At 71.6% G+C, this 14,741-nt stretch carries 11 protein-coding genes; all 11 read right to left on the bottom strand.

Features of this window, described 5'->3' with window-relative positions; translation table 11 throughout:
- Positions 1–139 precede the first annotated feature (139 nt).
- Positions 140–721: a GNAT family N-acetyltransferase gene (locus ACFSJS_RS00330; RefSeq protein ID WP_380895341.1), complete on the bottom strand. Its 582-nt coding sequence runs from the start codon at positions 719–721 to the stop codon at positions 140–142.
- A gap of 234 nt (positions 722–955) precedes the next feature.
- Complete coding sequence (locus tag ACFSJS_RS00325) at positions 956–2,884, bottom strand: TIGR03960 family B12-binding radical SAM protein (RefSeq protein ID WP_380895339.1); 1,929 nt, start codon at positions 2,882–2,884, stop codon at positions 956–958.
- Between the two features lie 113 nt (positions 2,885–2,997).
- Positions 2,998–4,191 (bottom strand): rod shape-determining protein RodA, encoded by a 1,194-nt coding sequence (gene rodA, locus ACFSJS_RS00320; RefSeq protein ID WP_380895336.1) that lies wholly within the window; start codon positions 4,189–4,191, stop codon positions 2,998–3,000.
- Positions 4,188–6,302: a penicillin-binding protein 2 gene (gene mrdA, locus ACFSJS_RS00315; protein ID WP_380895333.1), complete on the bottom strand. Its 2,115-nt coding sequence runs from the start codon at positions 6,300–6,302 to the stop codon at positions 4,188–4,190. The genes rodA and mrdA overlap by 4 nt, the downstream gene beginning before the upstream one ends.
- Before the next feature lie 13 nt (positions 6,303–6,315).
- Positions 6,316–7,014 (bottom strand): rod shape-determining protein MreD, encoded by a 699-nt coding sequence (gene mreD, locus ACFSJS_RS00310; RefSeq protein WP_380895330.1) that lies wholly within the window; start codon positions 7,012–7,014, stop codon positions 6,316–6,318.
- An 8-nt stretch (positions 7,015–7,022) separates the two neighbouring features.
- Positions 7,023–8,021 (bottom strand): rod shape-determining protein MreC, encoded by a 999-nt coding sequence (gene mreC / locus ACFSJS_RS00305; RefSeq protein WP_380895328.1) that lies wholly within the window; start codon positions 8,019–8,021, stop codon positions 7,023–7,025.
- Between the two features lie 130 nt (positions 8,022–8,151).
- Positions 8,152–9,171 carry a rod shape-determining protein gene (locus tag ACFSJS_RS00300; RefSeq protein ID WP_380896726.1) on the bottom strand — a complete coding sequence of 340 codons (1,020 nt, stop codon included), beginning with the start codon at positions 9,169–9,171 and terminating at the stop codon, positions 8,152–8,154.
- Between the two features lie 284 nt (positions 9,172–9,455).
- Entirely contained in the window at positions 9,456–9,869 is a 414-nt protein-coding gene (gene ndk, locus ACFSJS_RS00295) for a nucleoside-diphosphate kinase (protein ID WP_380895326.1), read from the bottom strand.
- Between the two features lie 105 nt (positions 9,870–9,974).
- Positions 9,975–10,316 (bottom strand): DUF4233 domain-containing protein, encoded by a 342-nt coding sequence (locus tag ACFSJS_RS00290; RefSeq protein WP_380896723.1) that lies wholly within the window; start codon positions 10,314–10,316, stop codon positions 9,975–9,977.
- 5 nt (positions 10,317–10,321) lie between these two features.
- Positions 10,322–11,878, bottom strand: coding sequence for a bifunctional tetrahydrofolate synthase/dihydrofolate synthase (gene folC / locus ACFSJS_RS00285; protein ID WP_380895324.1), 1,557 nt, complete (start codon positions 11,876–11,878; stop codon positions 10,322–10,324).
- A 102-nt stretch (positions 11,879–11,980) separates the two neighbouring features.
- Positions 11,981–14,626 (bottom strand): valine--tRNA ligase, encoded by a 2,646-nt coding sequence (locus ACFSJS_RS00280; protein ID WP_380895322.1) that lies wholly within the window; start codon positions 14,624–14,626, stop codon positions 11,981–11,983.
- Positions 14,627–14,741: the final 115 nt, after the last annotated feature.

Here is a 14,741-nt window from a genome sequence, read left to right as displayed (position 1 = left end):
GCGGCGGGCCTTCGGGCTGTCGCTTGCCCAGGATCCTTCTCCTTGCTGCGGGGTGGCGCCGAGCGCCCCTCGGTCGAACACTGGCGGCCGGGCCGTCCCCGCCGGTGCGGGGCCGGCAGGCCCGTACCTACCCACCAGCCTACTCGCCGGCGTTCGCGAGCCTCCCGGGCCGTGCCCCGTCGGGACCCGTGGCCACCCAGTACCGCAGCTTCTTCCCGCGCTGGTCCTCGAAGACACCACCGCACTTCTCGATGACCCGGCGGGAGGCCGTGTTGGTGTCGTCGCAGGTGATCAGGACCGGGTCGATGCCCAGCGAGCGGACCACGGGCAGGGCGGCGCGCAGCATGGCGGTGGCGTGGCCGCGGCGCCGGGCGGAGGCGCGCACGTCGTAGCCGATGTGGCCGCCGTAGTCGAGGAGGAAGGTGTTGAGCCTGTGGCGGATCGCGATGCGGCCCAGGTAGGTGACGCCGTCGACCCACCACAGGGTGGTGCAGGGGACGTGGCCGGCGGGGCGCGGGGCGCCCTCCCCTGCGTCGGCCCGGACGGCGGCCACGTACTCGGCGAAGGCCTCCGGATCCCGCCACCGGTCGCGCCAGACGAGGATGTCGCGGCCGACCATCGTTCCGTCCTCCGGCGTCCCGCGGCCTTCGGCGGCGAACTCCTCCATGGCCTCGACGAAGGAGGCGTGCACGCGCACGTCGGGCGTGATCAGTTCCGGCATGGACGGCAGTGTCGCAGTACGCGACCGCCTCCGGCCAGCGGGCGTCCGCCGGCCGGAGGCGGGGAGGAGCGGTCCCGGGGCGCGGTGCGCGCCCCGCCGCCCTACTCGTTGACGACCGTCAGGGGCAGCAGCTTCCTGCCGGTCGGGCCGATCTGGATCTCGGTGCCCACCTGCGGGCACACGCCGCAGTCGAAACGAGGAGCGGTCCCGGGGCGCGGTGCGCGCCCCGCCGCCCTACTCGTTGACCACCGTCAGGGGCAGCAGCTTCCTGCCGGTCGGGCCGATCTGGATCTCGGTGCCCATCTGCGGGCACACGCCGCAGTCGAAACAGGGGGTCCAGCGGCAGTCCTCGACCTCGGTCTCGTCGAGGGCGTCCTGCCAGTCGTCCCACAGCCAGTCCTTGTCGAGCCCGGAGTCGAGGTGGTCCCAGGGCAGGACCTCCTCGTAGGTGCGCTCGCGCGTGGTGTACCAGTCGACGTCCACGCCGTGGGGGGCCAGGGCGCGCTCGGCGCACTCCATCCACAGGTCGTAGGAGAAGTGCTCGCGCCAGCCGTCGAAACGGCCCCCGGCCTCGTAGACGGCCCGGATGACGTCCCCGACGCGGCGGTCGCCGCGCGAGAGCAGGCCCTCGACGATGCCGGGCTTGCCGTCGTGGTAGCGGAAGCCGATGGAACGGCCGTACCGCTTGTCGGCGCGGATCCTCTCGCGCAGCTTCTCCAGGCGGGCGTCGGTCTCCTCCGCCGACAGCTGCGGCGCCCACTGGAAGGGGGTGTGGGGCTTGGGCACGAAGCCCCCGATGGAGACGGTGCAGCGGATGTCGTTGGAGCCGGAGACCTCGCGGCCCTTGGAGATGACCTTGGCGGCCATGTCGGCGATCTGCAGCACGTCGTCGTCGGTCTCGGTGGGCAGGCCGCACATGAAGTACAGCTTCACCTGCCGCCAGCCGTTGCCGTAGGCGGTGGCGACGGTGCGGATCAGGTCCTCCTCGGAGACCATCTTGTTGATGACCTTGCGGATCCGCTCGCTGCCGCCCTCGGGGGCGAAGGTCAGCCCGGAGCGGCGGCCGTTGCGGGTCAGCTCGTTGGCCAGGTCGATGTTGAAGGCGTCCACCCGGGTGGAGGGCAGCGACAGACCGATCTTGTCGTCCTCGTAGCGGTCGGCCAGGCCCTTGGCGATGTCGCCGATCTCGCTGTGGTCGGCCGACGACAGCGACAGCAGGCCGACCTCCTCGAAGCCGGTGTTCCTCAGGCCCTTCTCGACCATCTCGCCGATGCCGGTGATGGAGCGCTCGCGCACCGGGCGGGTGATCATTCCCGCCTGGCAGAAGCGGCAGCCGCGGGTGCAGCCGCGGAAGATCTCCACGCTCATCCGCTCGTGGACGGTCTCGGCCAGCGGCACCAGGGGCTGCTTGGGGTAGGGCCACTCGTCGAGGTCCATGACGGTGTGCTTGGAGACCCGCCACGGCACGCCGGAGCGGTTGGGGACGACGCGGGCGATGCGGCCGTCGGGCAGGTACTCCACGTCGTAGAAGCCGGGCACGTACACGCCGCCGGTCCTGGCCAGGCGCAGCAGCAGCTCCTCGCGGCCCCCGGGGCGGCCGGCGGCCTTCCACTCCCGGACGATGGCGGTGATCTCCAGCACGGCCTGCTCGCCGTCGCCGATGACCGCGCAGTCGATGTAGTCGGCGATCGGCTCGGGGTTGAAGGCGGCGTGGCCGCCGGCGACGACCACCGGGTGGTCCAGGCCGCGCTCCCGCGCCTCCAGCGGGATGCCCGCCAGGTCCAGGGCGGTGAGCAGGTTGGTGTAGCCCAGCTCGGTGGAGAAGGAGACGCCGAACAGGTCGAAGGCGCCGACCGGGCGGTGGGCGTCCACGGTGAACTGCGGGACGCCGTGCTCGCGCATGAGCTTCTCGAGGTCGGGCCAGACGCTGTAGGTGCGCTCGGCGAGCACGCCCTCGCGCTCGTTGAGGACCTCGTAGAGGATCATGACGCCCTGGTTGGGCAGGCCCACCTCGTAGGCGTCGGGATACATCAGGGCCCAGCGGACATCGCAGGCGTCCCAGTCCTTGACGGTGGAGTTCAGCTCTCCGCCGACGTACTGGATCGGCTTCTGGACGTGCGGGAGGAGGGCCTCCAGGCGCGGGAAGACCGACTCGACAGGCATGGGTGGTGTCCTCGGATGCTGGGTTCTGGGGGACCGGCCCGCGCTCGGGCGCGCGGACGGACGCGGTCATCCAGCGTAACGCCTGCCGGGGCGGGCCCCGCGCCGCCGGCCGGTCAGGCGGACACGGGGCGCTGCACCCGGATCGACTGGAGCAGCCCGACGGCGATCCAGACCGCGAACATCGCGGTGCCCCCGTAGCTGACGAAGGGCAGCGGCAGCCCGGCGACCGGCATGATGCCCATGGTCATGCCGATGTTCTCGAAGGACTGGAAGGCGAACCAGGCGATGATCCCGGCGGCGACGACCGTGCCGTACAGCTCGGTCGTCTCGCGGGCGATGCGGCAGGCCCGCCACAGCACCACGCCGATCAGGAAGATGATCAGCCCGGCGCCGAGGAAGCCCAGCTCCTCCCCCGCGACGGTGAAGACGAAGTCGGTCTGCTGCTCGGGCACGAACCGGCCGGTGGTCTGGGTGCCCTCGAACAGGCCCTTGCCGTGGAGGCCGCCGGAGCCGATGGCGATGCGGGCCTGGTTGGTGTTGTAGCCGGCGCCGGCCGGGTCCAGGGCCGGGTTGGCGAACGCGGCGAAGCGCTTGATCTGGTAGTCGTCGAGCACGCCGAGCTGCCAGACCAGGACGGCGCCGACGCCGCCGGCGGCCAGCAGGCCGATGATCCAGCGGTTGGACGCGCCCGAGGCCAGCAGCACTCCGAGCACGATCACGACCAGCACCATCACCGAGCCCATGTCGGGCATCAGCATCACGACCGCGATCGGCACGGCGGCCAGCCCCAGGGCCTGCACCACCGTGCTGTGGTCCGGGTGGACCCGGTCACCGGCGTCGACCCGGGCCGCCAGCAGCATCGCCATGCCCAGGATGATGGTGATCTTGGCGAACTCGGCGGGCTGGAGGGAGAGGCCGCCGCCGAAGTCCAGCCAGGCCCGCTGGCCGTTGATCGTGGCGCCCAGCGGGGTGAGCACCAGCAGCGTCAGCAGCACCGACAGCACGTACAGCACGGGGACGGCGCTGCGCAGCCGGCGGTGGCCGAGCCAGATCGTGCCGACGGCCAGGGCGATGCCGATGGCGAGGCTGATCAGGTGGCGCCACAGGAAGTGGTGCGGGTCGCCCTCGTTGAGCTCGGTGCGGTTGCGGGTGGCGGACCACACCAGCAGGGAGCCCAGGACCGACAGGGCCACGCAGGCCAGCAGCAGTATCCAGTCCAGGCGGCGGACGAGGGAGTCACGCGCGGTGATCTTGCTCCAGGTCGACCGCTCCTGCCAGGGCCGCCCGTTGTAGGAGTGGGTGCTCACGGCTTGAAGCCCTTCTGGCGCTGGGCCTCGATGGTGCCGTCGGGGGTGATCCTGGGGAGTTCCTTCTGCGGACGGGGCAGCAGCGCCCTGTCCCGGTGGATCTTCCCGTCGTCGTCCACGCCGTACAGCGCGTCGTAGATGTTGCGCACGGCCGGGCCGGAGGCGCCGGATCCGGTACCGCCCTGGGAGATCGTCATCACGATCGCGTACTCGTCGGTGTAGGTGGCGAACCAGGAGGTGGTCTGCTTGCCGTGGACCTCGGCCGTACCGGTCTTGGCGTGCATGGGGATCTTGTCCTGCGGCCAGCCGGTGTCGGCGAAGCGCCAGGCGGCGGTGCCCCGGGTGGCCACGCCCTCCAGCGCCTCGTCCATCTGCCTCAGGGTGGTGCGGTCTATCGGCAGCCTGCCCCGCTCCTTCGGCCGGATCTCCCTGACCCTCTTGCCGTCCGGGCTGATGACCGCCTTGCCGACGGTGGGCTCGTGGACGGTGCCGCCGTTGCTGAGGGCCGCGTAGATGGTCGCCATCTGGATGGGCGTCACCAGGGTGTCGCCCTGGCCGATGGAGTAGTTGACGCTGTCGCCCGCGCGGAGTTTGTTGCCCTCCAGGCAGTTCTCGTACGCGATCTTCTCGACGTAGTCCCCGTCCTTCTTGCCGTACTTGCACCAGGAGTCCTTGTTGGCCTCCCAGTACTCCCGCTTCCACCTGCGGTCGGGCACGCGGCCGGTGACCTCGTTGGGCAGGTCGATCCCGGTGAGCTTCCCCAGGCCGAACTCGTGGGCCATCTTGTAGAACCAGTCGTTCGGGTTCTTCTTCGGGTCGATCCCGCCGTCCCTCTTCCACTCCTGGTGGGCCAGGGCGTAGTAGACGGTGTCGCAGGAGACCTCCAGGGCCCGGCCGAGGTCGATCATGCCGTGGTTCTGCGACTCGAAGTTCTTGAAGACCTGGCCGCCGATGCTGTACGAGGACGAGCAGTTGTAGCGCCCGTCGAACTCGTAGCCGGCCTTGACGGCCGCGGCGGTCGGGATCACCTTGAAGATCGAGCCGGGTGCCGCCTGCCCCTGGATCGCCCGGTTGAGCAGCGGGTAGTTGGACTCCTTGCCGGTGAGGGCGGCGTAGTCCTTGGCGGAGATGCCGCCGACCCAGACGTTGGGGTCGTAGTCCGGCAGGGAGGCCATCGCCACGATGCGGCCGGTCTTGGCCTCCATCACCACGACCGCGCCGGCGTCGGCCTCGTAGTTCCTGCCGGTGTTGTCGTCGAACTGCTTGCGGGCCTCCTTCATCGCCAGCGCCAGCTCCTTCTCGGCGACGGCCTGGACGCGCGCGTCGATGCTGGTGACCAGGCTGGAGCCCGGCTCGGCCGCGTCGTTCTCGGCCTCCCCGATGACCCGGCCCAGGTTGTCCACCCGGTACCGCGTCACGCCCGCGTCGCCGCGCAGCGCGGAGTCGTACTGGCGCTCCAGGCCGGAGCGGCCGACCTGGTCGGAGCTGAGCAGCGGGGAGTCGCCGTCCTTGGTCTGCTCGATCTCCTCGTCGGTGACGGGCGAGAGGTAGCCGAGGACCTGCGAGGTCTTGGCGCCGTAGGGGGCCGGGTAGCGGCGGACGGCGGTGGGCTCGGCGGTGATGCCGGGGAAGTCCTCCTGGCGTTCGCGGATCTGGAGCGCCTGCTGCGTGGTGGCCTCGTCGGTGACCGGGATCGGCTGGTAGGGGGAGCCGTTCCAGCAGGGCTGCGGGGTCTCCGCGTTGCACAGGCGGATCTTCTCGGAGATCTCCTTGTAGGTCATGCCCAGGACGTCGGCGAGCCGGGTGAGCACCGCCTTGCCGCCGTCCGGCATCTTCATCAGCTCGGTGCGGCTGGCGGAGACCACCAGCCGGGTCTCGTTGTCGGCCAGCGGCACACCGCGTGCGTCCAGGATGGCGCCGCGCACGGCGGGCTGGACGACCTGCTGGACGTGGTTGCCCGCGGCCTTCTCCGCGTACTCCTCGCCGTTGCGGATCTGGAGGTACCACAGCCGCCCGCCGAGGGTGAGCATCAGGGAGAAGACCAGGACCTGGATGGCGACCAGCCGGATGGTGACCCGGGGCGTGCGCCCGGTCTCGGGGATGTTGCTCACTGCTCCGCCTCCGTCACAGTCGCTTGACGCCCTTGATCCGTCCCGTCCCGCTCCTGGGGGACCTGACCAGCAGCCCGCCGCGCCGGCCCCCGCCGCCGCGGGCCGCGCCGAGGCCGCCGGCGCGGCCGCGCAGCCGCCCGCCGGTGCCGAGCAGGCCGCGGCCGCCGGGGCTGTCGGCCGCGCTGCCGCCCGCCGCCTCGGCGAACGGGTCGTGCTCGGTGCGGCGGGCCAGGGCCATGACCGCCGGAACGGTGAAGGGCGCCAGCAGCAGGTCGTAGACGGTGGCCGTCGTCAGCAGCACGCCCAGGCCGACGTGGCGGGCGGCGGTGTCGCCGACCAGCGCGCCGACGCCCGCGTACAGCAGCGTGGAGGAGAGCGCGGCGCCCGCCACGACCAGCATCGGCACGGTGGCCGAGCGGTGCCGGCCGCTCTCCGGCTTGGTCAGTCCGGCGGCGTAGCCGACCACGCACAGCACCAGGGCGTAGCGGCCCACCGCGTGGTCGGCGGGCGGGGCGAGGTCGGCCAGCAGGCCGGCCCCGAAACCGACCAGGGCGCCGCCGGTGGGGCCGTAGACCAGGGCCAGGGCCAGGACGGTCAGCAGCAGCAGGTCGGGGACGGCGCCGGGCAGCTGGAGCCGGGCCAGCACGCTGACCTGGACCACCAGGGCGACGACGGTGAGTACGGCGGAGAGCAGGATCCGGTTGAGGTGCATCGCTTGGGTCAGCTCCTGGAGGGGCCGGGGCTGGGCGCGGCTCCGTCGGCGGGAGCGGCCCCGCCGGAGGGCGTGGCCGCTGCGGACGGGTCGGCTCCCGCGGAGGGGGTGACGGTCACCGTGACCGTGGGGGCGGGCTCGGTCTTCGGCTTCGGCGGGAGCACTGCGTCGCGCGGGTCGGTCCGGGGCGCCCTGACGACGACGCCGACGACGTCGAGCTTGGTGAAGCCGACGTAGGGCCGCACCCGCACCGTCCGGGTGAGGCCGCCGCTGTGCGGGGCGACCTGGATGACCTCGCCGACCGGCACCCCGGGCACGAACGGCCGGTCGTTGCTGGAGCCGAAGGTGACCAGGCGATCGCCCCTCTTCACCTCGGCCTTGCTGTTGAGGAGCTGGACGGTCAGCGCGCTGTCGCCGCGCCCGTTGGCGAAGCCCAGCTCGCCGGTGCCCTCCAGCCGGGTGCCGACGGTGAAGTCGGGGTCGTTGGCGAGCAGCACGGTCGAGGTGCTCGGCCCGACGGTGGTGACGCGGCCGACGAGCCCGTCGCCGTTGATGACGGTCATGTCGCGCCTGATCCCGTCGCGCTCCCCGACGTCGAGCGTGACCGTCCAGGAGAATCCCTGGGCGGCGCCGATCCCGATGACCTGGGCGGCCTTGACGCCGTACCGGCCGGCCCCCGCGGTCTTCAGCAGCCTCTCCAGTTGCTCGGCGCGGGAGCCGTCGCGGTCGGAGGCGGCGAGTTCCTGCTTCAGCTCGGCGTTCTCCCGCTCCAGCGCGCTGATCCGGTCGTACCGCTCGCCGGAGTCCCGCACCGCCGCGATGGCGTTGCCCACCGGATCGACCGCGCCCGCCACGCCGTTCTCCACCGGGCCGAGGACGGACGCGGCGACCTGCCGCGCGCCGTCCAGCGGAGACCGCTCACCGCCCCGGATGTCCACCGTGATCAGTGCGAACGCGATGGCGACCAGCAGAACGAGCAGCAGCCGGCTCTCTCGTGTATCCCTCACGTGCGACGGCCGTGCCTTCCCCTTGTTGGACTTGTCTGACCGTGGTGTTGACCTCTGCGCCCGGTCCGTCCGCCGGGGTCTTCGCGGCGGACGGCGGGGGGGTGCGGGCGGGCCGGCCGGCCCGCCGGCGTCACCTGCGCGGCTGCGCGTCCAGCACCTGCTGGAGGGCCTCGAACTCCTCGACGCACTTGCCCGACCCCAGTGCCACCGAGTCCAGCGGGTTCTCGGCGATGTGGATGGGCATGCCCGTCTCGCGCCGCAGCCGCTCGTCCAGGCCGCGCAGCAGGGCGCCGCCGCCGGTGAGCACGATGCCGCGGTCCATGATGTCGCCGGAGAGCTCCGGCGGGCACTTGTCGAGGGTGGTCTTCACCGCGTCCACGATGGAGTTGACGGGTTCCTCGATCGCCTTGCGCACCTCGGCGGCCGAGATCACCACGGTCTTCGGCAATCCGCTGACCAGATCGCGGCCGCGGATCTCGGTGTGCTCGTCCTCTTCCAGGTCGTAGGCCGAACCGATGGTGATCTTGATGCTCTCGGCCGAGCGCTCGCCCAGCAGGAGGCTGTACTCCTTCTTGATGTGCTGGATGATCGCGTTGTCCAGCTCGTCGCCCGCGACGCGGATGGACTGCGCCGTGACGATCCCGCCCAGGGAGATCACCGCGACCTCGGTGGTGCCGCCGCCGATGTCGACGACCATGTTGCCCGTCGCCTCGTGGACCGGCAGCCCCGACCCGATCGCGGCGGCCATCGGCTCCTCGATGATGTGCACCTGGCGGGCCCCGGCCTGGGTGGACGCCTCGATGACCGCGCGGCGCTCGACGCCCGTGATGCCGGACGGAACGCAGACCACGACCCGGGGGCGTGCGAGATAGCGCCGCTTGTGAATCTTGAGGATGAAGTAGCGGAGCATCCGCTCGGTGATCTCGAAGTCCGCGATCACCCCGTCCTTGAGGGGGCGGACCGCCACGATGTTGCCCGGGGTACGGCCGATCATCTTCTTCGCCTCGGCGCCGACCGCGAGGATTCCGCCGGTGTTGGTGTTGATGGCGACGACCGATGGCTCGTTGAGAACGATCCCGCGACCCCTGACGTACACCAGCGTGTTGGCGGTCCCGAGGTCGACAGCCATGTCACGGCCGATGAACGACATGTTGTTCGCCATGAGGATACGTCAGGCCTTCCGACTGGAGCGATGTGAGGGGAGGACGACAGCGTGCGCTGCGGGGCCCGGAGAAGTTTCCATCGTAGTCGCGCTCGTTCGAACGCGGTGAGAGGGTTCCTCCTCCGTCATTGTCGGCGGAACGCGAGTCATCCCTGTATGTGATGACGTCGCGTCCGGGTGATTCGTTCCCCCGTCCGGAGGCGAATCCACGATGGGGCGATCGAATTGGATCGATCGCCCCAGGTCAAGAGGTTTGCAGGTGTGGCGTGCCGTCAGGAGTGGGCGGGAAAGAAAATCTTCACTTCCCGTTCGGAGGACTCCTCCGAGTCGGACGCGTGAATGAGGTTCTCACGCACGATCGTTCCGAAATCCCCCCGGATGGAGCCGGGCGCCGCGGCGATCGGGTCGGTCGGGCCCGCCAGTGCGCGCATCCCCTCGATCACCCTTTCGCCCTCGACCACCATCACCACGGCCGGGCCGGAGGTCATGAACTCGAGCAGCGGCTCGTAGAAGGGGCGGCCGACGTGCTCGGCGTAGTGCTGCTCCAGGGTCTCGCGGTCCAGCGTCCGCAGCTCCAGGGCACTGATCGTCCATCCGGCCTTGCGCTCGATGCGTCCGACGATCTCACCGATCAGCCCCCGCCGGACGGCGTCGGGCTTGAGGAGGACGAGGGTGCGCTGGCTCATGGTCGGCGGCTCCTTGGGGAATCGGCGGTTCCGGGGGTTGTTCACAAGTGCTCAGAGGGTACAGGCAGGCCGGCGGCGCCCCGGCGGCACCCGTCGCCACCGCCGTCAGGCCGTGTCGGACCCGGCCGCGAAGCGGGCCTTCGCCTCGTCGATCTTCCGGCCGAAGTGGACCGACGCCCACCACAGCCCGGCGAAGAGCGCGCCGAGGAAGAACATCGCCGGGACGACGAAGCCGGAGGCGATCAGGCCGATCTGGAGCGCCCAGCCCAGCTGGAGCGCGCCGGGCCGGCCGACCATCCCGCACAGCAGCAGGCACAGCGCCATCGCCACGCCGCCGACCGTCCACACCGTGGAGGCCGGCAGGTCGCCGAGCCGCATCGCCACCAGCGAGGCGAAACCGATGACCAGGAACTCCCCGACGAGCGTGGAGGCGCAGAGGGTACGCACCGTCGTCACCTGTCCTTTCCGAGCAGCAGCCGGGCCTCGCCGACGGTGAAGACCGAGCCGGTGACCAGCACGCCCGCGCCGGCGTACTCGCCCTCCTCCTCGGCCAGGGTGATGGCGGCCTCCAGCGCGTCGTCCAGCCGGGGCTCGACCTGGACCCGCTCCTCGCCGAAGACCTCGACGGCCAGGGCGGCCAGCTCGTCCACGTCCATGGCGCGGGTGGTGGCGTTGCGGGTCACCACGACCTCGGCGAAGATCGGCTCGAAGGCCTCCAGCAGCCCGCGCACGTCCTTCTCGGCGCTGGGGGCGACCACCCCGACGAGCCGGCTGAAGCCGAACGCCTCGGTGACCGCCGCGGCGGCGGCCTGGGCGCCGGCCGGGTTGTGCGCGGCGTCCAGCACGACGGTGGGGCTGCGGCGCACCACCTCCAGGCGGCCCGGGGAGGTCACGGAGGCGAAGGCGGTGCGGACGGTGTCGATGTCCAGGGTGCGGGCGTGCTCGGAGCCGATGCCGAAGAACGCCTCGGCCGCGGCGAGCGCCACGGCGGCGTTGTGCGCCATGTGGACACCGTGCAGCGGCAGGAACACCTCCGGGTACTCCCCGCCCAGTCCGCGCAGCGTCAGCAGCTGGCCGCCGACGGCGACCTCGCGGGAGACCACGCCGAACTCCAGGCCCTCGCGGGCGACCGCGGCGTCCGCCTCCACGGCCTTGCGCAGGATCACCGAGGCGGCCTCCACCGGCTGCTGGGCCAGGACGACGGTGGCGCCCTGCTTGACGATGCCGGACTTCTCCCGCGCGATCTCCTCCGGCGTCGAGCCCAGCCGGTCGGTGTGGTCCAGGGAGATGGGGGTGACGACGGCGACACCCGCGTCGATCACGTTGGTGGCGTCCCAGCTGCCGCCCATGCCGACCTCGACGACCGCCACGTCCACGGGCGCGTCGGCGAAGGCGGCGTAGGCCATGCCGGTCAGCACCTCGAAGAAGGACAGGCGGTGCTCGGAGGAGGCGTCCACCATCTCCACGTACGGCCTGAGGTCCTCGTAGGTCTCGATGAAGCGCTCGGCGGAGATCGGCGCGCCGTCCAGGCTGATCCGCTCCGTCACGGACTGCACGTGCGGGCTGCTGTAGCGGCCCGTGCGCAGCTCGAACGCGCCGAGCAGCGCCTCGATCATCCGGGCGGTGGAGGTCTTGCCGTTGGTGCCGGTGATGTGGATGGCGGGGTAGGAGCGCTGCGGCTCGCCCAGGACGTCCATCAGCGCGGCGATCCGCTCCAGGGACGGCTCCAGCCTCGTCTCCGGCCAGCGCCCGGCCAGTTCGGCCTCCACCCGGCGCAGCTCGCGGTCCAGCTCCGGGTTCTCCGGCCGGGTGGGCAGGTCGCCCGGGGGCGGCCCGGCCTGGGTGCGCAGGGTACGGCTGCCCGCCTCGATCACCGCCAGGTCGGGGTCCCGTTCGGTCTCGGCGTCGACGATCTCCTCGAACCGGTCCAGGGGCTCGTCGGGGCCGCCGCCCTCACCGGTGCCGTCGTCGGGGCCGTCGTGCGGGTCCTGCGGAGGGTGCTCGCTCACCGTTTCAGTGTACGGAGACGGCGGCAGCCGCCACGCCCGGCCCGGGCGTGGCGGCTGCCGCTCTCTCGCCGTACGGGTCCCTCTACCCGCCCGCGGCGGTTCTCAGCCCTGCGGGAGCGCGTCCAGCTGGGCGGTGATCCGGGCGATGTCCGCCTCGGCCTGCGCCTTGCGGCCCCGGATCTTCTCCACCACGTGGTCGGGGGCCTTGGCGAGGAACCCCTCGTTGCCGAGCTTGGCCGTGGTCTGCGCCAGCTCCTTCTCCGCCGCCGCCAGGTCCTTCGCCAGCCGCTTGCGCTCGGCCGCGAAGTCGATCGCGCCGGAGAGGTCCAGCTCGACCTTCGCACCCGCCACCGGCAGGGACGCGGTGGGCTGGAAGCCCTCGCCCTCGGGCTGCAGGCGCGACAGGGAGCGGATGGCCGCCTCGTGCGCCGCCAGAGCCCCCTCCAGGGTGAGCCGGGCCGGGACGCGCTGGCCGGGCTGGAGGCCCTGGTCGCCGCGGAAGCGGCGGACCTCGGTGATCACCTGCCGGAGCGTGGCGATCTCCCGCTCGGCCGCGGCGTCGCGGAAGCCGGAGTCGGCCGGCCAGTCGGCGATCACGACGGACTCGCCGCCCGTCAGCGTCGTCCACAGCGTCTCGGTGACGAACGGCATCACCGGGTGGAGCAGCCGCAGCGTGGTGTCGAGGACCTCGCCCAGGACGCGGGCGGAGCGCCGGGCCGCCTCGCCGCCCTCGGCGAAGGTGGTCTTGGACAGCTCGACGTACCAGTCGAAGACCTCGTCCCAGGCGAAGTGGTACAGCAGGTCGGAGAGCTTGGCGAACTGGTAGTCGTCGTAGTACGCGTCCACCTCGGCAACGACCGTGTTCAGGCGGGAGAGGATCCACCGGTCGGTCGCGGAGAGCTCCTCGGGCGCGGGCAGCCCGCCCTCGACCGTGGCGCCGTTCATCAGCGCGAAGCGGGTGGCGTTCCAGATCTTGTTGGCGAAGTTGCGGGACGCCTGGACCCAGTCCTCGCCGATGGGCACGTCGGTGCCGGGGTTGGCGCCGCGCGCGAGCGTGAAGCGCAGCGCGTCGGAGCCGTAGGTGTCCATCCAGTCCAGCGGGTTGACCGCGTTGCCGAAGGACTTCGACATCTTCTTGCCGAACTGGTCGCGGACCATGCCGTGCAGCACGATCTGGTGGAACGGCGGGGTGCCGTCCATCGCGTACAGGCCGAACATCATCATCCGGGCGACCCAGAAGAAGAGGATGTCGTAGCCGGTGACCAGGACGGAGTTCGGATAGAACTTCTCCAGGCTCTCGGTCCGCTCCGGCCAGCCGAGCGTGGAGAAGGGCCACAGGCCGGAGGAGAACCAGGTGTCCAGGACGTCGCTCTCCTGGTGCCAGCCCTCGCCGCTCGGCGGCTCCTCGTCCGGGCCGACGCAGACCGTCTCGCCGTTCGGGCCGTACCAGACCGGGATGCGGTGGCCCCACCACAGCTGGCGGGAGATGCACCAGTCGTGGAGGTTGTCGACCCAGTCGAAGTAGCGCTTCTCCATCTCCTGGGGGTGGATGGAGACCCGGCCGTCGCGCACCGCGTCCCCGGCGGCCTGGGCCAGCGGGCCGACCTTGACCCACCACTGCATGGACAGCCGCGGCTCGATGGTGGTCTTGCAGCGCGAGCAGTGGCCGACGGAGTGGACGTAGGGGCGCTTCTCGGCGACGACGCGCCCCTCGGCGCGCAGCGCGGCGACGATCGCCGAACGGGCCTCCAGCCGGTCCAGGCCCTGGAACGGGCCGTGGGCGGTGATCACGGCGTGCTCGTCCATGACCGTCAGGCTGGGCAGGTCGTGGCGCCGGCCGATCTCGAAGTCGTTCGGGTCGTGGGCCGGGGTGACCTTGACGGCGCCCGTGCCGAACTCGGGGTCGACGTGCTCGTCGGCGACCACGGGGATGCGGCGGCCGGTCAGGGGCAGCTCGATCTCGGTGCCGACGAGGTGGGCGTAGCGCTCGTCGTCGGGGTGGACCGCCACGGCGGTGTCGCCGAGCATCGTCTCGGCGCGGGTGGTGGCCACGACGATGGAGGCCTCGCCCTCCCCGTAGCGGATGGAGACCAGCTCGCCGTCCTCGTCCGAGTACTCCACCTCGATGTCGGAGATGGCGGTCAGGCAGCGCGGGCACCAGTTGATGATCCGCTCGGCCCGGTAGATCAGCTCGTCGTCGTAGAGCCGCTTGAAGATCGTCTGGACGGCCCGGGAGAGCCCCTCGTCCATGGTGAAGCGCTCGCGCGACCAGGCGACGCCGTCGCCCAGGCGCCGCATCTGGCCGGAGATCTGGCCGCCGGACTCCGACTTCCACCGCCACACGCGCTCGACGAACGCCTCGCGGCCCAGGTCGTGGCGGGACTTGCCCTCCTTGGCCAGCTCGCGCTCGACGACGTTCTGGGTGGCGATGCCGGCGTGGTCCATGCCCGGCTGCCACAGCGTCTCGTGGCCCTGCATCCGCTTGCGGCGGGTGAGGGCGTCGATCAGCGTGTGCTCGAAGGCGTGGCCCAGGTGCAGGCTGCCGGTGACGTTGGGCGGGGGGATGACGATCGTGTAGGGCGGCTTGTCGCTTCCCGCGTCCGCCTCGAAGTAACCGCGCTCTACCCAGCGCTCGTACAGCTTCTCCTCCACCTCGGCCGGCACGTACTGGGTCGGCAGACTGGCATGGGCGCTGTTCGACGGCTCCGCCCCGGCGGGGGTCGGGCTCTGCTGAGTGTTCTCGGTCACGACGGCCAGTGTACGGGCCGCCGTGCGGCGGTCTCGAATCGACCGGAGGTCCGGCCCGGCAGGCGGAGGGCGCCGTCCCCCGGGGCGGACCGCGGCCGCGCGCACCGGTCCGCGC

Source organism: Streptomyces desertarenae, assembly GCF_042681365.1.
Taxonomy (GTDB): domain Bacteria; phylum Actinomycetota; class Actinomycetes; order Streptomycetales; family Streptomycetaceae; genus Streptomyces; species Streptomyces desertarenae.
Note: the sequence above shows the minus strand (reverse complement) of the source record. Positions and strands in the feature narration are given on the sequence as shown.